This is a genomic window from Hafnia sp. CBA7124, from assembly GCF_002355555.1.
Taxonomy (GTDB): Bacteria; Pseudomonadota; Gammaproteobacteria; order Enterobacterales; family Enterobacteriaceae; genus Hafnia; species Hafnia alvei.
The window spans coordinates 1,731,440-1,757,061 of sequence record NZ_AP017469.1; the positions used below are offsets into that span (position 1 = coordinate 1,731,440).

At 50.8% G+C, this 25,622-nt stretch carries 19 protein-coding genes; all 19 read left to right on the top strand.

Translation table 11 applies throughout. The annotated features are described in order from the left end of the window. Position 1 precedes the first annotated feature (1 nt). The 19 genes from CPY98_RS07925 to tssE all read left to right on the top strand — a co-directional run bounded on the left by CPY98_RS07925 (position 2) and on the right by tssE (position 25,610). Positions 2–1,711: an OmpA family protein gene (locus CPY98_RS07925; protein WP_096387174.1), complete on the top strand. Its 1,710-nt coding sequence runs from the start codon at positions 2–4 to the stop codon at positions 1,709–1,711. Positions 1,712–1,798: 87 nt separating this feature from the next. After that, the gene (locus CPY98_RS07930; RefSeq protein ID WP_025802740.1) at positions 1,799–2,290 is read left to right on the top strand and encodes an Hcp family type VI secretion system effector; all 492 of its coding nucleotides are present in this window, start codon (positions 1,799–1,801) and stop codon (positions 2,288–2,290) included. 207 nt (positions 2,291–2,497) lie between these two features. Then, entirely contained in the window at positions 2,498–5,248 is a 2,751-nt protein-coding gene (gene tssH / locus CPY98_RS07935) for a type VI secretion system ATPase TssH (protein ID WP_096387177.1), read from the top strand. Beyond that, positions 5,242–7,752 (top strand): type VI secretion system Vgr family protein, encoded by a 2,511-nt coding sequence (locus tag CPY98_RS07940; RefSeq protein WP_096387180.1) that lies wholly within the window; start codon positions 5,242–5,244, stop codon positions 7,750–7,752. The genes tssH and CPY98_RS07940 overlap by 7 nt, the downstream gene beginning before the upstream one ends. 272 nt (positions 7,753–8,024) lie before the next feature. Continuing rightward, positions 8,025–8,759, top strand: coding sequence for a hypothetical protein (locus CPY98_RS07945; RefSeq protein ID WP_231899448.1), 735 nt, complete (start codon positions 8,025–8,027; stop codon positions 8,757–8,759). A gap of 54 nt (positions 8,760–8,813) precedes the next feature. Next, positions 8,814–9,617: a hypothetical protein gene (locus CPY98_RS07950; protein WP_096388729.1), complete on the top strand. Its 804-nt coding sequence runs from the start codon at positions 8,814–8,816 to the stop codon at positions 9,615–9,617. Positions 9,618–9,740: 123 nt separating this feature from the next. After that, on the top strand, positions 9,741–10,475 hold the full coding sequence (locus CPY98_RS07955) for a hypothetical protein (RefSeq protein WP_231899449.1): 735 nt from the start codon (positions 9,741–9,743) through the stop codon (positions 10,473–10,475). 126 nt (positions 10,476–10,601) lie between these two features. Continuing rightward, positions 10,602–11,309, top strand: coding sequence for a hypothetical protein (locus tag CPY98_RS07960; protein ID WP_231899450.1), 708 nt, complete (start codon positions 10,602–10,604; stop codon positions 11,307–11,309). Between the two features lie 124 nt (positions 11,310–11,433). Continuing rightward, positions 11,434–12,120: a hypothetical protein gene (locus CPY98_RS07965; protein ID WP_231899451.1), complete on the top strand. Its 687-nt coding sequence runs from the start codon at positions 11,434–11,436 to the stop codon at positions 12,118–12,120. 43 nt (positions 12,121–12,163) lie between these two features. Beyond that, on the top strand, positions 12,164–12,937 hold the full coding sequence (locus CPY98_RS07970) for a hypothetical protein (RefSeq protein WP_096387192.1): 774 nt from the start codon (positions 12,164–12,166) through the stop codon (positions 12,935–12,937). Positions 12,938–13,091: 154 nt separating this feature from the next. Continuing rightward, positions 13,092–15,077: a hypothetical protein gene (locus CPY98_RS07975; RefSeq protein ID WP_096387195.1), complete on the top strand. Its 1,986-nt coding sequence runs from the start codon at positions 13,092–13,094 to the stop codon at positions 15,075–15,077. 5 nt (positions 15,078–15,082) lie between these two features. Then, on the top strand, positions 15,083–15,343 hold the full coding sequence (locus CPY98_RS07980) for a PAAR domain-containing protein (protein ID WP_096387198.1): 261 nt from the start codon (positions 15,083–15,085) through the stop codon (positions 15,341–15,343). After that, on the top strand, positions 15,343–16,791 hold the full coding sequence (locus CPY98_RS07985; protein ID WP_096387201.1) for a hypothetical protein: 1,449 nt from the start codon (positions 15,343–15,345) through the stop codon (positions 16,789–16,791). Before CPY98_RS07980 ends, CPY98_RS07985 begins: the two co-directional genes overlap by 1 nt. Positions 16,792–16,813: 22 nt before the next feature. Next, positions 16,814–20,158 (top strand): ImcF-related family protein, encoded by a 3,345-nt coding sequence (locus CPY98_RS07990; protein WP_096387204.1) that lies wholly within the window; start codon positions 16,814–16,816, stop codon positions 20,156–20,158. Next, the gene (gene tssA, locus CPY98_RS07995; RefSeq protein WP_061554280.1) at positions 20,158–21,750 is read left to right on the top strand and encodes a type VI secretion system protein TssA; all 1,593 of its coding nucleotides are present in this window, start codon (positions 20,158–20,160) and stop codon (positions 21,748–21,750) included. The genes CPY98_RS07990 and tssA overlap by 1 nt, the downstream gene beginning before the upstream one ends. A gap of 77 nt (positions 21,751–21,827) precedes the next feature. Then, the gene (gene tssF, locus CPY98_RS08000) at positions 21,828–23,591 is read left to right on the top strand and encodes a type VI secretion system baseplate subunit TssF (protein ID WP_096387207.1); all 1,764 of its coding nucleotides are present in this window, start codon (positions 21,828–21,830) and stop codon (positions 23,589–23,591) included. Then, complete coding sequence (tssG, locus tag CPY98_RS08005) at positions 23,555–24,640, top strand: type VI secretion system baseplate subunit TssG (protein ID WP_096387210.1); 1,086 nt, start codon at positions 23,555–23,557, stop codon at positions 24,638–24,640. The genes tssF and tssG overlap by 37 nt, the downstream gene beginning before the upstream one ends. After that, on the top strand, positions 24,621–25,169 hold the full coding sequence (gene tssJ / locus CPY98_RS08010) for a type VI secretion system lipoprotein TssJ (protein WP_096387213.1): 549 nt from the start codon (positions 24,621–24,623) through the stop codon (positions 25,167–25,169). Before tssG ends, tssJ begins: the two co-directional genes overlap by 20 nt. A 3-nt stretch (positions 25,170–25,172) precedes the next feature. Further along, complete coding sequence (tssE, locus tag CPY98_RS08015) at positions 25,173–25,610, top strand: type VI secretion system baseplate subunit TssE (RefSeq protein WP_043492680.1); 438 nt, start codon at positions 25,173–25,175, stop codon at positions 25,608–25,610. The last annotated feature ends 12 nt before the right edge of the window (positions 25,611–25,622 follow it).

Below are 25,622 nucleotides of genomic sequence, written 5' to 3' on the forward strand. Positions count from 1 at the left end.
CATGAGTACCACCTACAAGCGCGCCCTATGGGCATGGGGCGGATTGCTCGCGCTGTTACTGTGTCTAGTTTGGCTGCCGCTGACGCTGTTGGGGCAAATTATCGCCATCGTGGTGGTTTTGCTGGTGGTGGCTATCGGTTGGCGGCGCGCAGGGCGTGTGAATGCCCATGTGATGGAGGCCACCGCTGATTTACCGCCTGAGCATTTCCGTCATCCGGTGGTGGTGGTGTGCGGCGACGGTGTTGATGCGCTGTTTGGTCCAGCCAACGTAAGAGAAACCCCGCAGGGCTGTTATCTGCGCTTACCGCCAGAGCTTCGCTTGGTGGATTTTGTTGATTCTATGCTGGCGCAGCGCGCCGGTTGGAGTGAGCAAATCAGCATCTTGCGGGTGATTAACCCACAGCAGCAAAGCGATGCCGCCGTGCTCGCTGGGCAAATGCGTGAGTTCTGTTATCAGGTATCACGCGTCAGCAAGTTGTGTGGCCGAGACACGCCGGTGCTGTTCACCAGCTATTTGGCGATCGCCAACACGCATCAGCCCGATGAACTGTGGTTTGAGTGGCTGGCAGGGCAGGCGGAAAGCAGCATTGGCATTGGCCGTTCGGCCCCGCGCGCGCTGGCTGACTGGCTTGCGGCGAATCGTAGCGATGAAGGTGACACGCTGCGCGCTGAACGTTTCCAGTGTGCGGTCACGGTCAAAAGCTGGCGTGAATGGATGGCTGAATTTGTGTTGCCGCACTGTCAGCGTCAGGAGCATTCGGCTCCGGCCTGTCGACCGGTGGCGATTGCACTATCGCCGGTTGCGGCGCTGCCTGCATCGGCGGGTAATCACTCGCTGTGGCAGCAGTGGTTGGCAAGTAAAACCACGCTTGGCGATGGGGCGAATAGCGAAACAGTAAACGCTGAAACGAGCGCTGTGCTGGCTTTTCCCGATCGCTTACTCCGCCTGTTGCCTCAGCAGTCGGGGTTTACGCCACTGCGCCGGACGCAGGCATGGGGCATTGGGCTATTTACGCTGGCAGCGGTTGCGGCGCTAGGCAGCTCCGCGTGGCATAACCGCCAGCTTTTGCGGCAGGTAAGTGACGATATCCAGCGCTACAACGCGATTCGCATGACCGACTACGTGGCGAAAAAACACGCGGTTGACGTGCTGATCCAAGATGAAGTGCTGTTGGATAACAACTATCGACAGGGTGTTCCGCTGCGCATGGGGTTAGGGCTGTATCCGGGGGAGCGTTTGCGCCAGCCGTTATTGGCCACGATTGCGACCTATCTGCCACCGCCGCCGGAAAAGGTACAGGAAAAAGCCAAGGTGGTGATCCCCAAAGCGGTGCGCTTAGACAGCCTGTCGCTGTTTGATACCAACAGCGCGAAGCTAAAAGCCGGCTCCACCAAGGTGTTGGTGAGTGCGCTAGTCGACATCAAAGCGCAGCCGGGCTGGCTGATTGTAATCGCCGGGCATACCGATTCCACCGGCAATCCGCAGCGCAATGTCACGCTCTCCCAAGCACGCGCCGAAGCGGTACGCGATTGGATGCGCAGCATGGGGGATATTCCGATGACCTGTTTCGCGGTGCAGGGATATGGCGCAAGCCAGCCCATCGCCAGCAATGAAACCGACGTTGGCCGAGCGGCCAATCGACGGGTAGATATTCGTCTGGTGCCAGAGGCGGGAGCCTGCAAGCTGCCCGCCAAGGCATCAGATTTTTAACCAGCCGCCAGCGTGGCGGCTTACAACAGCGTACTTATCAGTACCCCAAGTGCCGATAAGTACCTCCCCAGTAACAAGGAGTTTTACATGGCAATTCCAGCATATCTGTGGCTGAAAGACGACGGCGGCGCAGACATTAAAGGTTCAGTAGACGTACAAAAACGTGAAGGCAGCATCGAAATGGTCGCGCTGGAACACTCTCTGTACATCCCTACCGACAACAACACCGGCAAACTGACCGGTACTCGTATCCATACTCCTTTGGTATTCACCAAAGAAGTGGACGCATCTAGCCCTTATCTCTACAAAGCCGTGACTTCTGGCCAGACCCTGAAGTCTGCCGAAATCAAATGGTACAAGATCGATGACGCGGGTCAAGAAGTGGAATACTTCAACACCAAGCTCGAAAACGTCAAAGTCGTGAAAGTCGCGCCAAAAATGTGGGATATCAAAGACCCATCGAAAGAAAAACACAACCATCTGGAAGAGATTGAGTTCCGTTACGAGAAGATCACTTGGACCTTCAAAGACGGCAACATCATTCATTCTGACTCTTGGAATGAGCGCGCTTCAGCGTAATACCTCAGGCAGGCGAGAAATCGTCTGCCTTTTCGTTTTTCTGCTCAGCGCCAAAACGGCCTTGTTCGGACGCTGAGCACAACAACGAACGGATTTAAAACAATTTAATTTGATGACCTTATGGGCCTTGGCTTCCAAGTATGGAAAACGGCTATGGGCGGTAGCGTGCCTAATAAGGCAATGGGCATAAACGGGAGAGAGAATGTAATGGGAAATAATTCAGCAAGCTTACTGCGTCGGTTAAATCCATATTGTGCTCAGGCGCTTGCCGCCGCCGCCACCTTATGCCAAACCCGCGCCCATGCGGAAATCACGGTAGAACACTGGCTGCTCAAGCTGTTAGAGCAGGGAGAAGGTGACATTACGGTGATCGCTCGCCGCTACGAATGGGACATGGACGGCCTATGGCAGGGGTTGCTGAATCATTTAGAAAGTCTTCCGCATACCATTCAGGGAAAACCGCAGCTCTCCGACAAGCTCCAACAACTGATCAAAAATGCGTGGCTAGATGCATCGTTGCAGGAAAACACCGACGCCGTGCGTTCCTCTCATCTGCTCGCCGCGCTGATTAATAAGCCTAATTTACTGGCGACGGACGCCGTTTGGCCGCTGTTAAGTATCAGCACCACGCAGCTTTCCCGTCTGCTACCGCTGCTAGATGCCCAGTCGGAAGAACGCCCTGAGCTGCAAACTGGATTGCAGCACTCGCAGCATCATTCTGAACATTATTCTGAACCGCAGCCGACGCCGAATGCCGAATCAGCCTCGGGTCAACCCAACGCCAGCGGCGTTTCGCCGATGCAGGAAGCGCATCTGGCGGTGCTCAATAAGTTCACCCTCGACGTCACCGAAAAAGCGCGTTCGGGCGGTATAGACCCGGTATTTGGGCGCGATATGGAAATTCGCCAGATGGTTGATATTCTTTCCCGCCGCCGCAAAAATAACCCGATTCTGGTGGGCGAACCCGGCGTGGGTAAAACCGCGCTGGTGGAAGGCTTAGCGCTACGTATTGCCGAAGGCAATGTGCCAGACAGTTTAAAAACCGTAAGCGTACGCACGTTGGATCTCGGTCTGCTACAAGCGGGCGCAGGCGTGAAAGGTGAATTCGAACAACGGCTGAAAAATGTGATTGAAGCGGTACAGCAAGCGCCCGAACCGGTGCTGCTGTTTATTGACGAAGCGCACACCATTATCGGCGCGGGCAATCAGGCCGGTGGCGCAGATGCCGCTAATCTACTGAAACCGGCGCTGGCACGCGGTGAACTGCGCACCATTGCGGCTACCACCTGGTCTGAATACAAACAGTATTTCGAACGCGACGCCGCGCTAGAACGCCGTTTCCAGATGGTCAAAGTGGACGAGCCAGACGATGAGATGGCGTGCCTGATGCTGCGTGGTTTAAAAGAGCGCTACGCCACCCATCACGGCGTGCATATTCAAGATGCGGCGGTGAAAGCGGCGGTCACGCTGTCGCGCCGCTACATCACCGGACGACAACTGCCGGACAAAGGCGTCGATTTACTGGATACCGCCAGCGCCCGCGTACGTATGAGCTTGGATACCGTGCCAGAGCAGCTCACCCAGATTAACGCCCAGTTAGCGTCGCTGGAGATGGAAAAACTGGCTATCGAGCAAGATTTGGTGCTCAGCAGCGGCGCTGATAGCGAACGACTTGGCACGATTGAAAAACTGAGCGCTGAATTGCTCAGCCAACAGGCGCAGCTCGATGCCCAATATCAGCAAGAGCGTGAGCTTACCCAAACGCTGCTGGAAGTACGCCAAGACCTCAGTCGCCAGTCCGAACGCGCTGCTATTCAGCAGCAACTGAGCGAGATTCAGGGCAGTCAGCCGCTGCTTTCTCTCGACGTTGACGTGCGCACCGTGGCGAACGTGATCGCCGACTGGACGGGCGTGCCGCTGGGCAGCCTGTTGAAAGATGAACAAACTAGCCTGCTTCAATTAGAAGATCAGCTGGGCGAACGCGTCATTGGCCAACCGGCCGCGTTAGGCGCGCTGGCGCAGCGGTTGCGCGCCGCTAAAACGGGTTTAACCTCGGAGAACGGCCCTCTCGGCGTATTCCTGCTGGTTGGCCCGAGCGGCGTGGGTAAAACCGAGAGCGCATTGGCGCTGGCCGATGACCTGTTCGGCGGCGAAAAATCGCTGATCACGATTAATATGTCCGAGTATCAAGAGGCGCACACCGTTTCCCAGCTTAAGGGCTCACCTCCGGGCTACGTGGGTTATGGTCAGGGCGGGATTTTGACCGAAGCGGTGCGCAAGCGACCATACAGCGTGGTGCTGCTTGACGAAGTTGAGAAGGCGCATCGCGACGTTTTAAATCTGTTCTATCAGGTATTCGACCGCGGCTTTATGCGCGACGGCGAAGGGCGCGAGATCGACTTCCGTAATACCGTGATTTTAATGACCGCCAACTTGGGCAGCGATGAGCTGATGGCGCTGTTAGAACAACAGCCACAGGCCTCGGACGGCATGCTGCAAGAGCTGCTGCGCCCGATTCTGCGCGATCATTTCCAGCCGGCCTTACTCGCCCGTTTCCAGACTTTGATTTATCGCCCGCTAGACGCCGTGGCGCTCCGCCGCATTGTGGCCATCAAATTAGGGCAGGTGGCGAAGCGTCTTCAGCGTCATTACGGGCTGACTTGCCACATCGAAGAGAGCCTGATGGACACGCTGGTCGAGGCCTGCCTGCTACCGGATACCGGCGCGCGCAACATTGACAGCTTGCTTAACCAGCAGATCTTACCGGTGCTTTCTCAGCAGCTATTACAGCGTTTAGCGAAGCAGCGAAAACCGAACCGCCTGACATTGGGTTATAGCGACGAAGACGGTATTACGCTGGATTTTGGTGATGAAGAGAGCGGTGATGAGCTGGACGATAACGAAAAGAACGCTGAATCAGACGGCGCGATAACCGCCGAAGCGAGGGTGACATGTTAAATACTGCGGCTCAACTGATGTTTGACCACAGCCACCATGTGCTGAAGGTCTGGGACAACACGGCTCCGCTGGACGTGTTGGCGTTTACCGGCGAAGAGCATCTCAGCCAGCCTTATCGCTACACCATTGAATTCACCAGCTCGGCCAAAGACATCCAGCCCGCGCAGATGCTGATGCAGGACGCAACCTTCACTCTGAACGCCACGCCGAATGCGCTGGCCTCTTTAGGTGCCGCGTTGTCGATGACGCCGCCGGTTATGCAGGCGCTGCGCACGGTGCACGGGGTGATCCAGCGCTTCAAGCGCCTGTCTACTTCACGCGATGAAAGCCGCTATGAAGTCACTTTGGTTCCGCGCTTGGCGCTGCTGGCGAAAAGCCATCAGCACGCGATTTACCAAAACCTCTCGGTGCCGGAGATCGTGGAAAAGATCCTGCGCGATCGCCACGGTTTCAAAGGGCAAGATTTTCTGTTCACGCTGGCGCACACCTATCCAAAGCGTGAACTGGTGATGCAGTACGGCGAAAACGATCTGCAATTTATCAGCCGCCTGCTGGCAGAAATTGGTATCTGGTTCCGCTTTACCGCCGACCCTAAACTCAATATCGACGTCGTGGAATTCTATGACGATCAACAGCATTACCAATTTGGCACCAGCCTGCCGCTGCGTAATCCGTCGGGCATGAATGACGTCGGCGTTGAATCGGTGTGGGGCTTAACCAGCGCTCATCAGGTGGTCGAAAACCGCGTCACCACCCGAGACTACAACTATCGCCAAGCCCAATCGTGGATGGACGGCGACGTTGACGTTACCCGAGGCGACAAAACCACCTACGGCGAAGCCTATCACTACGCGGATAATTATCTGGCGGCGGGCGACAAAAATAGCCCACAGTCTGAGTCAGAGAGCGGTGCGTTCTATGCGCGCCTGCGTCATGAACGCTATCTGAATCAGCAAACCTTGCTGCACGGTTTCACCACTTCGGCGGCGCTGTCGCCGGGGCAAGAGCTCAAAGTGGATGGCGATGCCCCCGAGGCGTTCCGCCAAGGTGCGGTGATCGTGGCTATCAGCAGCAAAGCGCGCCGCGACCAAAGCTACGAAGTTGAATTCACCGCCATCCCGTATTCTGAAAATATTTGTTTCCGCCCAGAACCCAGCGCCAAGCCGGTGATGGCGGGCACCATTCCGGCTCGCGTCACCAGCACCGTGGTGAATGACACCTACAGCCACATCGATAAAGATGGCCGCTACCGCGTGTCGTTTGATTTTGACCGCGACGAATGGCAGGCCGGATGTGAAAGCCTATGGGTACGCCAAGCGCGGCCGTATGCCGGTGACACCTACGGCCTACACGCACCGCTGCTGGCGGGCACCGAAGTGGCGATTGCGTTCGAAGAGGGCAACCCCGACCGACCGTACATTGCCTACGCGCTGCACGACTCCAAACACGGCGACCACGTCACGCTGCAAAACTACAAACGCAACGTGTTGCGCACCCCCGCCAACAACAAACTGCGCCTCGACGACGAACGCGGCAAAGAGCACATCAAACTCAGCACCGAATACGGCGGCAAAACCCAGCTCAACCTCGGCCATTTGGTCGACAGCCAAAAACAGCAACGCGGCGAAGGCTTCGAACTGCGCACCGACGACTGGGGCGCGATAAGGGCGGGCAAGGGGATTTTCATCAGCGCCGACGGCCAGCCAAAGGCGGGTGGGAAGGTGTTGGAGATGGGGGCGGCGCAAGCCTTACTTTCAGGGGCGCTCATTGAGATGCAAACGCTATCTGAAAGCGCTCGTCAAGCTCAGGCCTTAGCAGCCAGTATTGAAGAGCAGAAAAAAAGTCTCGAACAAAAATTGGATTCATTGCAGAAAGCGGTATTGTTAGGAAGCGCACCCGATGGCATTGCCTTAGTGAGCAGCAATAATGTTCAGTTGGCATCCGAAAAAAATATTACGCTCACCGCGAGTAAACAGGTGGATATTGGGGCAATTAAAAATTTCACATTAGCTGCTGGAGAAGTGATGAGTTTCTTCTCTCGTCTAGGTGCCAAGTTATTTTCAGCTAAAGGAAACATTGATATTCAAGCCCAAGGCGGAGAAATCACCACGTGGTCTACGCAGGATACCAATATAAGCAGTGGGAAACGGATGGTTCTTTCCGCACAAGATGAATTGATCTTAGTCTGCGGCGGTGGCTACATCAAATTGAAGGGCGGAAACGTTGAGATTGGTGGACCTGGAAAGTTATTGGTGAAAAACAGTGGCATTCAGAAACGGGGATCTGAAAGCATGAAAAGCGTCATGCACTCTTTTTCTCCTGAAAGTTTCAATGAACGATTTGTGGTTACCCATCCCATATCTGGGAAACCATTGGTCGATCAGAATTATGAAATTCATTTGCCTGACGGCAATATTGTCAGTGGAACAACGGATGCTGAAGGTCGTTCCTCAATGCTTGAATCTGAAGCTATTGATGGGCTAAAAATAGTGATTAAAAAATAGCAAAACACTTTATTTTCTAAATATGAATGGCATCAACGAGTGAAATCAAATACGGCTGTAGTTCGTGATGAAAGCCATATGTTTCATATGGCTTTCATGGAAAGGTCGTTTGTGGTCAGATAAACGTAGTCTGTCATTCGTCGCCTGATATAGCCTTTTATTAGTGATTGGGATTGGATGCAAAATAAGGGATGTGATAACAAATGAATATATCCCAGAAAATGATTTTATTGCTGTGCTGCTTCGCCTCTGGAACGCTCTTAAGTGGATGTATGACCAGCGGTGCGGCGTTTGGGTTAGGTGCGGGAGCTGTGCATGAAACTGAAACGGTAGAAAAAGATCCCAATCAGCCGCCGCCGGTGTATGGCCCACCGCAGATTATTTACCGCATTGATAGCGACCGCTATTTTACGCTAGAAAATTATGTGAGCTGTGAAAAAGGAGAGACTTTCTATAATAATAAAAAGAAAGATATTCATGTAAAAATATCCCCAGCCTCAGGATATCTGTTTAAAGGACGTTTGTATTGGGTATCTACACGTGATGATTATCTTGCCTTTCCTACGACTCATAATACTAATGCAGCAGTATGCATGGGGTCAGATAAGGGATGTAAGAATGTGATTACAATTACCACAGATGGCGGAAAAACACTTAATGCGATAATCTATGGGGGTTATACCTCCAATCCGACTGAGGATACTAAAGATTACGATATAATTGTTACTGATAATGGTTTCTATACCCTCTATTACTGGAATGGTGTTCGGCAAAAAAATAATGGATATGTCGATAAATGGAATTTTAGGCCTCAAAATAAAATAGCAGGTGTTTCTGGCCCTTTCGAACAAGGCACGGGTTGGATAGATAACGAAAATGTATTTCGTAATAAAGGCGATGTGAATCCAGAACTTATCAAAGAAATACCGGTTAAAGATATATCATTAATTAAACAACCTACGATGCAATGTAATAGGTCATTAATTCCACAGCAAAAATTAAATTAGAGTAGTGTTAATGTAATGGGGTAATTATCATTAAAAATGAAAGTTGAGATAAAAATGAATATACCCCAGAAAATGATTTTATTGCTGTGCTGCTTCGCCGCTGGAACGCTCTTAAGCGGATGTATGACCGGCGGTGCGGCATTTGGGTTAGGTGCGGGAGCGGTGCATGAAACTGAAACGGTAGAAGATGATCCCAATCAGCCGCCGCCGGTGTATGGCCCACCGCAGATAATTTACCGCATTGATAGCGACCGCTATTTTACGCTAGAAAATTATGTGAGCTGTGAGGATGGGGAAACTTATTACAATAATAAAAAGAAAAATATCCATGTATTAATATCTCACGCGTCAGGGTACCTGTTTAAAGGACGTTTGTATTGGGCCTCTACCCGTGATGATTATCTCGCCTTTCCGACGACGGATGATACTAATAATGCAGCATGCATGGGGGCAGATAAGGGTTGTATGAATGTGATTACCGTTACCACAGATGGTGGGGAAACGCTTAATGCGATAACCTATGGGAGTTATACCTCCGATCCAACAAGAAAGACAAAAAAATATGATCTAATCGTCACAGATAGCGGTTTTTATACTATCTATTATTGGGATGATGTTCGAGAAGAAAACAATGGATATGTCGATAAATGGAATTTTAGGCCTCAAAATAAAATAGCAGGTGTTTCTGGCCCTTTCGGACAAGGCACGGGTTGGATAGATAACAAAAATGTATTTCGTAATAAAGGCGATGTGAACCCAGAACTTATCAAAGAAATACCGGTTAAAGATATATCATTAATTAAACAACCTACGATGCAATGTAATAGGTCATTAATTCCACAGCAAAAATTAAATTAGAGTAGTGTTAATGTAATGGGGTAATTATCACTAAAAATGAAAGTTGAGATAAAAATGAATATATCCCAAAAAATAGTTTTATTACTGTGCTGTTTCGCTTCTGGAGCGCTCTTAAGCGGATGTATGACCGGTGGTGCGGCATTTGGGTTAGGTGCGGGAGCGGTGCATGAAACTGAAACGGTAGAAGATGATCCCAATCAGCCGCCGCCGGTGTATGGCCCACCGCAGATAATTTACCGCATTGATAGCGACCGCTATTTTACGCTAGAAAATTATGTGAGCTGTGAGGATGGGGAAACTTATTACAATAATAAAAAGAAAAATATCCATGTATTAATATCTCACGCGTCAGGGTACCTGTTCAAAGGACGTTTGTATTGGGCCTCTACCCGTGATGATTATCTCCCCTTTCCGACGACAGATGATACTAATAATGCAGCATGTATGGGGTCAGATAAGGGGTGTAAGAATGTGATTACCGTCACTACAGATGGTGGGAAAACACTTAATGCGATAATCTATGGGGGTTATACCTCAAATCCGACTGAGGATACTAAAGATTACGATATAATTGTTACTGATAATGGTTTCTATACCCTCTATTACTGGAATGGTGTTCGGCAAAAAAATAATGGATATGTCGATAAATGGAATTTTAGGCCTCAAAATAAAATAGCAGGTGTTTCTGGCCCTTTCGAACAAGGCACGGGTTGGATAGATAACGAAAATGTATTTCGTAATAAAGGCGATGTGAACCCAGAACTTATCAAAGAAATACCGGTTAAAGATATATCATTAATTAAACAACCTACGATGCAATGTAATAGGTCACTCATCCCACAGCAAAAATTAAATTAAAATAGTGTTTATATAATAATGGGATAATCATAATTAAAAATGAAAGTTGAGATAAAAATGAATATATCCCAAAAAATAGTTTTATTACTGTGCTGTTTCGCCTCTGGAACGCTCTTAAGCGGATGTATGACCGGCGGTGCGGCATTTGGGTTAGGTGCGGGAGCGGTGCATGAAACTGAAACGGTAGAAAAAGATACCAATCAGCCGCCGCCGGTGTATGGCCCACCGCAGATTATCTACCGCATTGATAGCGACCGCTATTTTACGCTAGAAAATTATGTGAGCTGTGAGGATGGGGAAACTTATTACAATAATAAAAAGAAAAATATCCATGTATTAATATCTCACGCGTCAGGGTACCTGTTCAAAGGACGTTTGTATTGGGCCTCTACCCGTGATGATTATCTCGCCTTTCCGACGACGGATGATACTAATAATGCAGCATGCATGGGGTCAGATAAGGGATGTATGAACGTGATTACGCTGACAGTAGACGGTGGTAAAACGTTGGAGGCTGTATCCTATGGCTTTTATTCATCGGATCCAACGGAGATCACTAAAAACTACGATATGATTGTGACGGATAAGGGTTTTTATATGATTAATTATCGGCTGCCAGATAGGAAACGCCCTGATACAGATCGATGGGTATTCGATTTATCCAGTCCTGTTGGTGTCCTAGGGCCTGATGGAAAAAACGATTTAATTGATGCTAATATAAAAGTACCGGAATACGGGGTTTACAGTTTTGATCTCTCTGATTTCATTTCTCCCTCTGGGCAAACAGAGATGCAGTGCAATAGGGCATTAATCTCACAACAAAAGTTAAAATAGAGTAATATTTATTTGATAGGAATGATCATTATTAAACATGGGAGTTGAGGTAAAAATGAATATACCCCAGAAAATGATTTTATTGCTGTGCTGCTTCGCCTCTGGAACGCTCTTAAGCGGATGTATGACCGGCGGTGCGGCATTTGGGTTAGGTGCGGGAGCGGTGCATGAAACTGAAACGGTAGAAGATGATCCCAATCAGCCGCCGCCGGTGTATGGCCCACCGCAGATTATTTACCGCATTGATAGCGACCGCTATTTTACGCTAGAAAATTATGTGAGCTGTGAGGATGGGGAAACTTATTACAATAATAAAAAGAAAAATATCCATGTATTAATATCTCACGCGTCAGGGTACCTGTTCAAAGGACGTTTGTATTGGGCCTCTACCCGTGATGATTATCTCGCCTTTCCGACGACGGATGATACTAATAATGCAGCATGTATGGGGTCAGATAAGGGATGTAAGAATGTGATTACAATTACCACAGATGGCGGAAAAACACTTAATGCTACTACCTATGGAATTTACAGCCAAGACCCGACAGGTATTACAAAAGATTATGATATGTTGGTGACAAATTCTGGATTTTATATAATTGATTTTAGCGGTGAAACAAGATTTGATAACATGGCAACGACTTGGAAGTGGACATTTGACCCAGATGAAGAGTCTACTAAAAAATATGGTTATCCAGGTGCAACGGGCCCAGATTCGCAGGATGGATTGCCTATGGATGATATTTCTAAAGTAAAACAAGTTCGTATGCAATGCAACAAGTCATTAATCCCAAAACAAAAGTTAAATTAGAAGAGTATTTATTTGATAGGGATAATTCAAAGTGAGAGTTGAGATGAATATATCCCAAAAAATGATTTTATTGCTGTGCGGTTTCGCCTCTGGAACGCTCTTAAGTGGATGTATGACCGGTGGTGCGGCGTTTGGGTTAGGTGCGGGAGCGGTGCATGAAACTGAAACGGTAGAAAAAGATCCCAATCAGCCGCCGCCGGTGTATGGCCCACCGCAGATAATTTACCGCATTGATAGCGACCGCTATTTTACGCTAGAAAATTATGTGAGCTGTGAAAAAGGAGAGACTTTCTATAATAATAAAAAGAAAGATATTCATGTAAAAATATCCCCAGCCTCAGGATATCTGTTTAAAGGACGTTTGTATTGGGTCTCTACCCGTGATGATTATCTTGCTTTTCCTACTACTCATAATACTAAAGCAGCAGTATGTATGGGGTCAGATAAGGGATGTAAGAATGTGATTACGCTGACAGTAGACGGTGGTAAAACGTTGGAGGCTGTATCATATGATTTTTATTCATCAGATCCAACAAAGATCACGAAAAACTACGATATGATTGTGACGGATAAAGGTTTTTATATGATCTATTATCGATTAGAGGGGCGAAAATATCCTGTTACTGATCGATGGGTGTTTGATCCTGTTGGACCAGTAAGTGTTTTAGGCCCTGATGGAAAAAATGATTTAATTGATGCTAATATAAAAGTACCGGAATACGGGTTTTACAGTTTTGACCTTTCTGATTTCATTTCTCCTTCTGGGCAAACTGAGATGCAGTGCAATAGAGCATTAATTCCGAAACAACCTAAATAACATGCTGAATCTACTCAGAGAGTTCTCTGGATAGATAGTTAAGACTATATATAATAGCATCTGTAAATACTCTCCTAATCTGATAGTTTCTTAGTAATTAAACTACCATTACACAATTTAATAAATGTCTATTTAATTTTTATAGGAAATAATAATGGCGACGCGTAAAGTTAAAATGAGCACTAATCCTAACGGTGAGCCTTATGCGCATTCAACAACATCCAGCCAAAATATAAATGTTAATGCTGAAGTGCAACCGCCATTGCAGCTTCCGGGGATTATTATCTTTGTACACGGTGTTAACTCTGAGGGGGAATGGTATGAATCTGCAGAAAGATACTTATGTGATGGATTAAATGAGAGGTTAGGGCTAAATGAAAAATCTGAGTATAAACTTAAATCAACTTCAGTTCCCCAAGCTCATTGGGAAACCGAACAATATATAGATATTATTTCTGGAGAGACAAAAACTCGGAGAAAATGGACTGTTCCTTCAAGACAAGTTAAAGAGGGAAATGAAGGCCGTTCTCCTGTGATTCGTTTTTATTGGGGCTACAGTACGGGGCATAAAAACGCGGAAAATAAAGAGGAGTACGCGATTCCGCTCAAAAACAAGCAGGGTGACAACTATTATGATTTAACCGAAGATGAGCGGAAAACGAAGGGGCCTTTTTATTGGGGCGGTGGGCCATTCCAAAATGGTTGCAATCAATTAGTGAGCCTGTGGAGTGATACTGGGTTTGATAACTGGCCTTCGATATTAGGCATTCCTATTCCCTTTAGTACCCAATTATTGAATGGGGAGCGCGACCGTCTGTTAACCAAAGCACCACCGAGAAAATACTACGCACATGCGGCCGGGCGTTTGGCCAAGCTGATTAAGACCATCCGCGATACGCACAAAGAAGACACCGTGACGATAGTGTCCCATAGTCAAGGCACTATGATTGCGCTAGCTGCTTCGGCAATAGAGGCTCCTGATGCGCTGTTTGTTATGAATTCCCCCTATGCCCTTGATAATGTTTTACTCAATTATATTACCTATCCACAAGCTGAAATTATTAGCGCGAAGGCCAGAGAGCAAACGCTGGTCAATATTGTTAATAAAATTGCGAAAAATAAAGACCGTTTAGCGAAGCAAAATAGCGGAAAACTGCTGGCTGGAGCCACCTGCGATCGCAATAGTTGGTCGCCGACGGGGACCACGGTCAATGGTTTTCAAGAACGAGATAATCATGGGAACACGTATATTTATTGTAATCCACACGACAGGGTGATGGGGTCATCGCCGCTGCGCAGCATTGGTTGGCAGGGTGTACCTAACGTTGATGGGAAAGCCCACAGCCTGTTCAAGAATGCCGGAGACACCCTATTTGTTCGCATGCTAGCGCGTAATACGCCCTGCGGGGGGAAACCGAACCCTATGACTCCTTTTAGCCACTTAGATAGTGATCCTTTCTGGGATAGCACCACCACATTTATGCAAAAGAAAACGTGGCCCGACCCAGCCCCGGGACAAACTCTTTGGGTTAATGGTCCAGAAGTTCCCTTCCCGATTAAATCTGACGAGATGAATAAATTTGATGAAGATTATCGAAGTAGGAAAAAACAGACAGGCGAAATTGGCTTCGGCTATGGGCAGATCGATGTAAAAAAAGGAGTGCCGATAGATGCAGATTACCGTTATTACATTTCTCTTTATGGCTATTTCGATCGAAAAATGCAGCGTAAACCGCCTTCAGGCTATTACCAGCCAGGACCTGGGTCTAAAGAAGATCGTGTCTCTTACGAAAAACAGTCATATGAAGAGATGATTGATGATGTGAAGCATTATGTTCTTCGCCCAACCGATCACAGTACCTTGCCGCAGCACGAGAAATTTTTAAAACAGGTCGTGGCCTATGATTTACCCATCGGGTTTTGCTGGCACTCTTGGGATAAACAATCGCTGGCGGCGCTGCGCAAGCAGGCTGACTGGCTAGAGAGTGATGAGTACTTCCAAACTGGAAAGATGGATCTCCCAGATATGCCCAGTATCATCCTAAAAGATATTGCTACCGATCTGGCTGAGAAAAAAACCGAGGCGCTGGCCCAAATTCACGAAATTAATGCAGAAGCCGATAAACTCAGACGCAGCTAGAGGCAATGATGAAAAAAGTGGTGGTAATAGGCGATCCCATTTCTCACGGCGGTAGCGTTATTTCTGCATCGTCGAGTATCGATATTAATGGGAAGAGAGCAGCGTTGCTCGGTGATACGGTTAACTGCGCCAAGCATGGAACAAATCGAATCAAGCAGTGCGATATGTCCTACGACGAAGAGGGTAAAGGCATTGTGGTCGATGGTTGCCAAACGGAATGTGGTGCGCAGGTAATCGCAACATTAAGCGATATGGAGATTGAATAATGGCATGGTCAGTGCCGAATAAACGCCCTCCTGTGCAGGAGAAAATAGCCTCAGCGTGGATTTGCGTATTAATCCTCTTATTATGCTTGTTGGCGACTAGCGGCTGGCTGGTGCTGGCTAAAATGGAAAGCTGGAGTACATTTTTACACAGCGCGCAGGCAATACAGATAAGTGGGATTGGATTTGGCGTAGCGATGCTGGCACTCACGGTATATCTGATGCCGATCGAATGGAATAATGCAATTTATGCCAACTGGATGAACTGGCGTGCTGAGAAGATGCTGCGTTGGCAGGAAAGTAGACGGAAATCGGCTTATTTAGGCGCGTCGGCGATACTCAGTTCAGATACTCAGTTGGTTGATAAAGTCGCCGGATTAGAACTCTCTTCAGCAGAATATGTTATGCCGCCGTTACTCTTTGCTGAACGTAATATCCCGCCTGGTTGTGAACGATTTCAGGCAATATATGAAGCATTGTTAATCATGATGCGCTCAGAACTGTTGAAAAACTCTCTCCCGCTCAATGTGTATATTCAAACTGCGTCACAAAATGAGGCTTTATCTTTATTTGAATTGGCTGAGATTTGGCAACGAATGGGGATCCCAGCCTATAACGATATCTGTTATTGCTCTGGGATGGACTATAACGCGTTGATGAATAAAGTGAGTAAATCAACCGAGGCGTCTTTACTCATAAGTATTTCTTTTTATAGCAAGGACTCATTGCAACCAATTCCAGAGCTGGGTAGTGCGTTACTATTTTCACCTCGCTTCACCGATGATTCATCGGCTTTACGAATATTTGGCGCAATGCCGTGCCATCTGTCAACGTTAAAAACAGACTTTGAACAAATGGCGTGTGTTCAACAACGGCCAGCATCGAGTATTAAAACACTCATTTTCAACGGTATTGAAAAAAGAGCAGCAGCGATGCTCGCCGTACAGCTTGCTGATTCAGGTGTCAGCTTGCATCAAGACAGTAAAAATCTTGGCATGGCTGATTTCGCATCATATTGCGCTGATTACCAAGGTCTAGCCCCAAGCTTCATGCTGGCGTCGGCGCACCAACTCGCTTCCCTTGATTATGGTAATCAGTGGCTGCTATTTAAATCGGATGGGGGAATTTATTTACAAACAGTTGGGAAAAATACCGCCGATAGTTATTCAGACGATAGTTATCCTAATGACAGTTATCCAGACGATAGTGCGCGGGCTTCATATACCTCAATAAATCATTTTCCATTCTCATTTATTTCGTTATCTGCATTTATTGTTAGCGTTGCTGTCTTTATATTAAATTCTGCAAATAATAATTCCACTGATAGCGCGAAGATATTTATTGTATTGGCTATTGTCTTTTCTGGTTTATTCTCTTTGCTTTTATTTGTTCGCCAAATATCCATTGAACGGATTTGGCGGGCGCGTTTTGTTAAGGCATGCCACGAATGATTATTATAGAGCAGAGTTTACAATGAAAAATAAGATGTCTGGGCTGTCAGTTAAAGCGATTTTAATCATACTCATATTAACCGTTGCGATTGCCTTTTCTTGGATGATTTTTAGTAATGAGCATGGCGAAGGTGATAAATATGATTTTATCATTGCTGCTTTAAGCGTTTTTTTGTCCATTATTGTTATTTTATTGGTGTACTCCATATTTCAAAGCAAGACGAAAGTCACAGCCAAACGTTATGAGAAAAATGGCGAAAATAAACACACTGAGGTTAACGGCCTTAGCTCGGTAACCACCCACCTCCGCGCCCGCCACGGCCTCCTATGGCGCAATAAAATTCGCATCCTGCTAGTCGTTGGCGAGAACGCGGCGGCGGAAGCTATCGCGCCGGGGTTAACTACCCAGCAATGGCTGGAGGGGCAGGGCACATTATTGCTGTGGGGCGGTGGTGTGCAGGCGGAGCCGGATGAGGCGTGGCTGTTGGGGCTGCGTAAGCTGCGCCGTCGCCGTCCGTTAGATGGCGTGGTGTGGGTGATGAATGAGCAGCAGAGCACACAGGCTGGCGTTATCGATCAGGGCTGTCGCCAGCTGCAAAAACGGGGGCAGATTTTAAAGCAGCAGGCACCGGTTTATCTGTGGCAGGTGTGTGACAGCGCGTGGCAGCAGGACGACCGTATTACCCAGCCGGTGGGGTGTTTGTTCCCCGAGAAAAACTCGCCGGAGAAATTGGTGGCCAGTTTGCAGAAGCTGGTCGCGCCGCTGCGTCAGCGCGGTATGACGCAGGTATTGTTGAAAAACAGCCATAACTTTTTATTACGTCTGGCAAATCGTTTAGAGCGTAAGGGCATCGCTCATTGGCAGCAGGCGTTAACGCCGATGCTGCGCGAATATGCATCGGCGCTGTCGCTGCGTGGGCTGATGTTTAGTTTGCCGCTGGCGGCCAAATCTGGCGTTGCTCAGCATGGCTGGCTGCCGGATGCGGCGTGGCAGGGCGTGTTGAACGATCGCGCAGTGCGCGGTCGTCGGGTGGGGTTCTCTTGGGAACAGAGCGCTTATTATGCCGTGATGGCGCTGGCGCTGCTGTGGTTCGCGGGCAGTATCCTGTCGTTTTTCACCAACCGTTCACAGATTGCCACGGTGCGCGATCAGGTTGATTTGCTGAATAAATCCAATGCTAAACCGATGGAACAGCTGGTTGCGCTACAGCTGTTTGGTAATACGCTCGGCCAGCTGCAGTATCGGGCCGCGCATACGGTGCCGTGGTATCAACAGTTTGGCTTAAGCCAAAATGACGCGCTAGAAAGCGCGCTGTGGCCGCATTACGACGCGGCGAATCTGCGGTTGATTCGCGGGCAGGCCGCCGACGAGCTACATCGTAACCTCAGTGAAATGGCCGCGCTGCCGCCCGATAGTCCTAAGCGCGCCAAGCTGGCACGCGTCGGATATGACAGCCTGAAAGCCTATCTGATGATGGCGAATCCAGACAAAGCCGATGCCGAATTTCTTACCCGCGTGCTGAGCGCCAATGAGCCAACGCGCACCGGCGTTGCCCCCGGCCTGTGGCAGGGAATGGCGCCAAGCCTGTGGACGTTCTATGCCGAAAATCTGCCCGCTCATCCGGAGTGGCGCATTAAGCCTGATACCGCACTGGTGGCGCAGGTTCGGCAGGTGTTGCTCAATCAGATTGGGCAGCGTAACGCCGAAGCCACGCTGTATCAGAATATGTTGCAGTCCGTCGCGCAAAACTACGCGGATATGGGGCTGGCGCAGATGGTGGGTGATACCGATGCGCAGTCGCTGTTTACCACTGAGCAGGTGGTGCCGGGGATGTTTACCCGTCAGGCGTGGGACGGTCAGGTGCAGAAAGCCATCGATGATGCGGTATCGTCGCGCCGTGAAGAGATCGACTGGGTGCTGAGCGATAACAAACATCCCGCCTCGGCGGATGTGTCTCCTGACGCGCTCAAAGCGCGCCTCACCGAGCGCTATTTCACCGATTTTAGCGGTGCGTGGTTAGATTTCTTAAACAGCCTGCACTGGAAGAAAGCACAGAATTTATCTGATGTGACCGACCAACTTACCCTGATGAGCGATGTGCGCCAGTCGCCTCTGATCGCTTTGTTAAATACGTTGGCCTATCAGGGACAAACCGGACAGCGCGGCGAAGCGCTATCGGATTCGTTAATGAAATCGGCGCAAAATCTGCTGCATAAAGAGAAAGCGCCGGTGATCGATCAGCGCGTCAGCGGGCCGACAGGGCCGCTGGATAGCACCTTCGGGCCTTTGCTCTCGCTGATGGGCAAGGGCGCCACCACGAACGGCGTGATGAATGCCGATAGTTCGCTGAGCCTGCAAACCTTTTTAACTCGCGTCACGCGGGTGCGGTTGAAGCTACAACAGGTGGCGAACGCGTCCGATCCGCAGCAGATGACGCAGCAAATGGCACAGACGGTGTTTCAAGGTAAAACGGTCGATCTGACAGAAACGCAGGATTACGGCAGCCTGATGGCGGCCAGTCTGGGCGAAGAGTGGAGCGGCTTTGGTCGAGAAATGTTTGTGCAGCCGCTGACTCAGGCGTGGCAAACGGTGCTGCAACCTTCTGCCGCCAGCTTAAATACCCAGTGGCAAACCTCGATTGTGGCGAACTGGAACAGCGCTTTTGCTGGGCGCTATCCGTTTGCTAGCAGTGGCAACGACGCTTCGCTGCCGATGCTCGGTCAGTTTATTCGCGCTAATTCAGGGCGAATTGAACAGTTCCTTACGCGCCAGCTAGCGGGCGTACTGCACAAAGAGGGCAATACGTGGGTGCCGGATCAAATCAACAGTCAGGGGCTTCAGTTTAATCCTGAGTTCTTGCGGGCCATCAATCAGCTAAGCCAGCTGGCAGACGTGCTGTTCACCGACGGTAGCCAAGGCGTGCACTTTGAGCTGCGCGCTCAGCCTGCGCGCAACGTGGTAGAAACCAATCTGGCGATCGACGGCCAACGCCTGCGCTATTTCAACCAGATGGAAAGCTGGCAGAGCTTTAACTGGCCGGGTGCTACCTACCAGCCGGGCGTGATGCTGACGTGGACCAGCGTTAACGGCGGCGCTCGCCTGTTCGGCGACTATCAGGGCACTTGGGGGCTAATCCATTGGCTAGAAAAAGCCAAAGTCACCAAGCTGGACGAAAGCAGCTACCGCTTAGCGCTGGATACACCGGACGGCCTCACGCTGTCGTGGATCCTGCGCACCCAACTGGGCAGCGGCCCGCTAGCGCTGCTGAAACTGCGCGGGTTTAGCCTGCCGAGCAAAATTTTTGTGGTGAACGCGGGCGCGTCAGACGCGATGGTCAGTAATAACAGCGCGTTGGGGGATGAATAATGCTACAGGGATTAATCGCAGCCAGCATGAACGGGCGCGATGCTTTGGCATTGGCGGGCGAGCAGGTGGCGCTGTGGGACAAATGGCTGTTACCGATTAGCGCCGATGCGCCAGCGGGGGAAGATCCGGGCTACGACGATGATTTTCAGCGCATGCGTGAAGAGGTTAACCGCCTGTCGGGGGCTGACACCGATCTTATCTGTCAGTTAGCCGAAAAGCTGCTGACCACCGCGTGCAAAGACGTGCGGGTGGCGACCTATTACCTTTGGGCGCGCCTGCATCGCGATGGAGAAACCGGGCTTGCCGATGGCTTAACGCTGCTGGCGGGCGTGGTGTCTCGCTTTAGCGATACGGTGCTGCCGCTGCGTGCGCATAGCCGCAAGGTGGCAATGGAATGGCTGACCAGCAGCAAAGTGCTGGATAGCCTGTCGCGTTATCCCGAAGTGGTGAAAGCCGACGTGGAGCGCACGGTGGCCGCGTTGGCGCTGTTGGACAGCGCAATGCAGGTGTGGCCAGAGGAGGAGCGTCCTTCGCTCGGCGGACTTTATTCGGCGCTGGATGCACGTTTAGCGCAGGCGGGCGGTCTAGATGCGGTGGTGCCGCAGAACAGCGCGCCAGCGGGGCAAAAGGAAGAAGCCGGTTCAACAATGGGCTTACCCACGCTCAAGCAGATCCAATCAGGACGTGATTTGCTCGATCAGGCACGCGAGCTGGCGCGTTACCTGCGCGATCAGCCGCAGGGCTGGCTGTCGAGCAGTCGGCTGATGAAAAGCCTGCGTTGGGATACGGTGCATCAGTTGCCGCCGCAGGATGCCTCGGGCAATACGCGCTTAACGCCGCCGCGGGCGGACAATCGCGCCCAGCTTAAACGCCTGTATATGCAACAAAGTTGGAATGAGCTGCTGGAACAGGTTGAGCGTATGTATGCCGAAGGCGTGAATCATTTTTGGCTCGATTTGCAATGGTATGCCTGCCAAAGCCTGAGCAAGCAAGGCCATCCTTATGACGCGTGGGCCGATATCGTGAAGCGCGACTTGGGCATGTTTTTAGAACGTCTGCCGGGGTTGGAAGAGATGACCTACAACGACGGCACGCCGTTTGCCGACGAGGTGACGCGCGACTGGATTGCTCAGCATGTGAGCGGCAATCAAGAGCAGTGGGCTGCGCCACCGGCGTCGACTCAGCCGCAGGGCGATGACGACGTGCTAGCGCTGGAAGGTGAAGCGCTGGCGCAGGCCGACAGCGATGGCGTTGAAGCCGCGCTGACGTGGCTAAGCACCCGCTCGGGCATTCATACCCCGCGCAATCGCTGGCTGCTGCGGCTGCTGATGGCGCGCATTGCCGAGCAGTACGGCAAAAATGAGATGGCGCTGCATCTGTTGACCGAACTGGATATCAATCCGTCCCAGCTGACGCTGGCGGAGTGGGAGCCTGCGCTGAGTTTCGAAGTAAAAGCTCGCCTGCTGAAACTGCTGCGCTTGAAATCGCAGCGTAACGATAGCGATAAAGCGGCGCTGGCGCGGCGTATGGAAACCTTGTTAGCCGGACTGGTGAACATCGATCCGGTGAGAGCCGCCGTGCTGTGTGGCTGATGCTGCCGCAGATTATTGCCTGATTTTGGTTTTACCTCCCCCGATTTTTTAACCTTTCTCATGAGAACACAATTCGCATGGATGACTTAACTCTGCGCTATTTTGAAGCAGAAATGCGCTATCTGCGTGAAGCAGGTAAAGAATTTGCCGAAGCGCATCCTGACCGCGCGGCCATGCTTAATCTGGATAAGGTGGGCGCACGCGATCCCTACGTGGAACGTCTGTTTGAAGGTTTTGCCTTCTTAATGGGGCGACTGCGTGAAAAGCTGGATGACGATCTGCCTGAGCTCACCGAAGGATTAGTGAGTCTGCTGTGGCCGCATTATTTGCGCACCATCCCGTCGCTTTCCATCGTGGAGCTTTCGCCGGACTGGTCGCAGATGAAACACAGCGAGCGCGTGGCTGGTGGTTTTGAAGTGATGTCTCAGCCGGTGGGACAGCAGAAAACTCGCTGTCGCTATAGCACCACGCAGGATCTCGATCTGCTGCCGTTGAATTTGTCTAAGGTGGGGTTGAGCACTGAGCCGGACGGTCGTTCAGTGATCCGTTTCCGCTTTGAATGCAGCGAGCTGGCCGACTGGGCGCAAATCGACCTTAGCCGCCTGCCGCTGTATTTGAACGCGGATAGTCCGGTGGCGAGCGCCCTGCATCAGGCGTTAACGCTGCAAACGCAGGCCATGTATCTGCGCTTACCAGAACGGCCTGACCGCCAGCGCATAGACGGTTATTTTTCGCCGTTGGGATTTGGCGAGCAGGACGGTCTGTGGCCGAAAGGGGAAAGCGCTTTTAGCGGCTATCAGCTGCTGTTGGAGTTTTTCACCTTCCGGCAGAAATTCATGTTTGTCGGTTTGAACGGGCTGGAGCAGCTTGAACTGCCCGCCGCACTGCCGTGGTTTGAAATTGAGGTGGTGCTGAGCGAGCTGTGGCCATACGACATGCCGTTTGACGCTGAAAATCTGCGTTTGCACTGTGTTCCCGTGATTAATCTTTTCCCGCTCGAGGCCGATCCGTTGCGCCTGTCGCCGTTGGAAACCGACTATCTACTGCGCCCGATGCGCTTGCAGGATGGGCATACCGAGATCTATTCGGTCGACAGCGTGGTCTCTTCGAAACATACCGGACACCAAACCTACGTGCCTTTCAGTAGCTTCCGGCACAAAGGCGGCATGATGCGTTACGACGCGCCGGAACGCTATTTCCATACGCGGGTGAAACGCGGTGCTTCTGGGCTGCACGATACGTGGCTGATCCTCGGCGGCGAAGCGTTCGACAGCGATAAGCTGTTGGACGAAGAAAACTTGTCGCTGAGCCTGACCGGTACTAACGGCCAGCTGCCGCGTAAGGCGCTGCAAAGCACGCTGTTGGATACCGTGGTGCAGTCGACACAAACCAAACTGTCGGTGCGTAATTTATGCGCGCCAACCATGCCGTGCTATCCACCGACGCGTGACCGTTTCCACTGGCGAGTATTAAGCCACCTGGGTTCGAATTTCCTGCCGATGATGGATAACGCCGAAGTGTTGCGCGGTACGCTTTCGCTGTATGACTGGACGGGCGACGAGCTTAACCGCCGTCGCTTAGCGGCGATTGTTGACGTGAAACATCATCTGATCCAGCGTTTTGAGAAGGGCTTTTTGCTGCGCGGCGTGGACATTGAAGTCACGCTGGATAGCAACGGTTTTTCCGGCGAGGGGGATATCAGCCTGTTTGGTGAAATGCTCAGCCGCTTCTTTGCGCTGTATGCCGATATTCATCTGTTTAACCAGCTTACGTTGATACTGCAACCTTCAGGGAAATGTCTGCAATGGAAAGAGAATCACAGTCAGCGCATTCCGGGCTAATAGCGGCGCTGCAAGGGCGCATGTCGGAGGTTAACGTCTATCGCTTTTGCCAACTGCTGGAGCGGGTGGCACCGGAAAGACCGGCATTGGGAAGTACCTCCAGCCCGCATGACGATCCGGTGCGTTTTCGTCCTCATCCCGGTATGGGATTTCCCGTTAGTGAGCTGAAATCACTGGAAAGTGACGAGTTTCACCCAGAGCGCCCACCGACGGTACGCACCACGTTTCTAGGGTTATACGGCGTTGATTCACCGCTGCCGACCTCATACCTCGACGATATTGCACAAAGGCGGGAAGGGCATGAGGCGCTGGAAGCGTTTCTGGATATTTTTAACCACCGTATCTTTACCCAGTTTTATCGTATTTGGCGTAAGTATTCCTATCCGGCCACCTTTCAAAGCGGCGGAACGGATGAAACCTCGCAGTGCTTATTGGGGCTGATTGGTTTAGGGATCCCCGGCACCTCTTCGCATATTGCCACGCCGGTATCACGTTTTTTGGCGTTGCTGAGCGTGATGCGTTTACCCACGCGCACCGCCGAAGGGGTGATGGCGTTAGTGAGGTTGTTGGCACCGAACACCACGGCGGTGGTCACGCCGCACGATCGCCAGCAAATTGTGCTCAAACAGCCTGCCGGACTGGGGCAAACACAGCGGGTTAATTTGTCGCAACGTGCCGTATTGGGGGCGACGGGAACGGATGTGAATACCCAACTGTTGCTCACGCTGCACACCACCGATTTGACCGAGGCAAAAGGCTGGCTGCCGGGTGGCCAACTGCATACCGATCTGATGGTTTTACTGCGCGTTTATCTGGGATGGCGCTGCAATGCGCGGCTAAAACTGGTGCTACCGACCGCCATGTTGCCGCCGCCGGTATTAGGTAAAACGCCGGTTCAGCTCGGTTTAACCGGCCTGCTTGGCCTGCATGCCGCAGCTCCTGCGGCCTTAGCGTTACCCAACGAGATCACGGTTAACTTGGGGCATTATCAAGGATTACAGCCGAATACGGCGAACAGAGAGGTTAAGCATGTCAATTTTCGCTTCTAAGCCCCGTACATTAAAGGCGACAGCGGTGGCGTTGTCCGCGCTGTTGCTGGCGGGCTGTGGCCTGACGCAGAGCGTGGCAGACGGCACGGCATCGGTGACTAAATCGATATTTTATAAGCAGATCAAAACGCTGCATCTGGATTTTAGCGCCCGCGAGGCGCTTAACACCGACGCCAACGACATGAGCGCGCTGTCGGTGCCTACGCTGGTGCGGGTTTATCAACTGCGCGATAGCAAAGCGTTCGAACAGCTGGATTATCAGAGCCTGTTGGTGGACGGCGATGCGAGCCTGAAAGCGGATTTGCTCAGCGAACGCGAAGTGGTGGTGAAACCCGGCACCGGTGCGTCGCTGAATATGCCGATGGAAAAAGAAGCCAAGTTTGTGGCGGTCGTTGGGCTATTCCGTATGCCTGATATGCAGAAAAATAGCTGGCGGTTGGTTATCGAGCGCGAAGATTTGCTGCCCGATGATCCACGAACTATCGAGCTGAGAAATAACGCGCTTAGCCTTAAACCGGTGAAGGACTAGGCCATGACGTCTCAAAATCCTTCATTGTATGAAATGCTGACGCTGAACTTTGGCGGTGAGCTGGATTTGCAGCGGGTGAGTGAGCGCGAACAGGTGATTTTATCGGTGCTCGATAATATGCAGCGCATCCTGAATAGCCGCGCGGGCACCTTGGCGCATCTGCCCGACTATGGCTTGCCCGACATGAGCCAAATCCTGCAAGGCATGCCGGGATCGGCGCATGGGCTGCTGTCGCTGCTTTCGGCGACGTTATTAAAGTATGAACCACGCCTTGAAAGCCTGTCGATTACGTTGCTCCCCCAAACGCGCAGCGGCCATCTGGAATACACCCTTGAGGCTCAGCTCAAAGAGCTGGGTCTGGTGCGCTTCGGCACGGAGTTTGCGCCTGAGGGAAAAGTGTTGGTACGCCATCTTAAACAGCAACAGTTTGTTTCCGCTTAGTTTTTCTTTCTT

Excerpts from the sequence above, each read along its gene's own strand:
- CPY98_RS07925 (WP_096387174.1), top strand. The coding sequence starts at position 2 with ATGAGTACCACCTACAAGCGCGCCCTATGGGCATGGGGCGGATTGCTC.
- CPY98_RS07930 (WP_025802740.1), top strand. The coding sequence starts at position 1,799 with ATGGCAATTCCAGCATATCTGTGGCTGAAAGACGACGGCGGCGCAGAC.
- tssH (WP_096387177.1), top strand. The coding sequence starts at position 2,498 with ATGGGAAATAATTCAGCAAGCTTACTGCGTCGGTTAAATCCATATTGT.
- CPY98_RS07940 (WP_096387180.1), top strand. The coding sequence starts at position 5,242 with ATGTTAAATACTGCGGCTCAACTGATGTTTGACCACAGCCACCATGTG.
- CPY98_RS07945 (WP_231899448.1), top strand. The coding sequence starts at position 8,025 with ATGACCAGCGGTGCGGCGTTTGGGTTAGGTGCGGGAGCTGTGCATGAA.
- CPY98_RS07950 (WP_096388729.1), top strand. The coding sequence starts at position 8,814 with ATGAATATACCCCAGAAAATGATTTTATTGCTGTGCTGCTTCGCCGCT.
- CPY98_RS07955 (WP_231899449.1), top strand. The coding sequence starts at position 9,741 with ATGACCGGTGGTGCGGCATTTGGGTTAGGTGCGGGAGCGGTGCATGAA.
- CPY98_RS07960 (WP_231899450.1), top strand. The coding sequence starts at position 10,602 with ATGACCGGCGGTGCGGCATTTGGGTTAGGTGCGGGAGCGGTGCATGAA.
- CPY98_RS07965 (WP_231899451.1), top strand. The coding sequence starts at position 11,434 with ATGACCGGCGGTGCGGCATTTGGGTTAGGTGCGGGAGCGGTGCATGAA.
- CPY98_RS07970 (WP_096387192.1), top strand. The coding sequence starts at position 12,164 with ATGAATATATCCCAAAAAATGATTTTATTGCTGTGCGGTTTCGCCTCT.
- CPY98_RS07975 (WP_096387195.1), top strand. The coding sequence starts at position 13,092 with ATGGCGACGCGTAAAGTTAAAATGAGCACTAATCCTAACGGTGAGCCT.
- CPY98_RS07980 (WP_096387198.1), top strand. The coding sequence starts at position 15,083 with ATGATGAAAAAAGTGGTGGTAATAGGCGATCCCATTTCTCACGGCGGT.
- CPY98_RS07985 (WP_096387201.1), top strand. The coding sequence starts at position 15,343 with ATGGCATGGTCAGTGCCGAATAAACGCCCTCCTGTGCAGGAGAAAATA.
- CPY98_RS07990 (WP_096387204.1), top strand. The coding sequence starts at position 16,814 with ATGAAAAATAAGATGTCTGGGCTGTCAGTTAAAGCGATTTTAATCATA.
- tssA (WP_061554280.1), top strand. The coding sequence starts at position 20,158 with ATGCTACAGGGATTAATCGCAGCCAGCATGAACGGGCGCGATGCTTTG.
- tssF (WP_096387207.1), top strand. The coding sequence starts at position 21,828 with ATGGATGACTTAACTCTGCGCTATTTTGAAGCAGAAATGCGCTATCTG.
- tssG (WP_096387210.1), top strand. The coding sequence starts at position 23,555 with ATGGAAAGAGAATCACAGTCAGCGCATTCCGGGCTAATAGCGGCGCTG.
- tssJ (WP_096387213.1), top strand. The coding sequence starts at position 24,621 with ATGTCAATTTTCGCTTCTAAGCCCCGTACATTAAAGGCGACAGCGGTG.
- tssE (WP_043492680.1), top strand. The coding sequence starts at position 25,173 with ATGACGTCTCAAAATCCTTCATTGTATGAAATGCTGACGCTGAACTTT.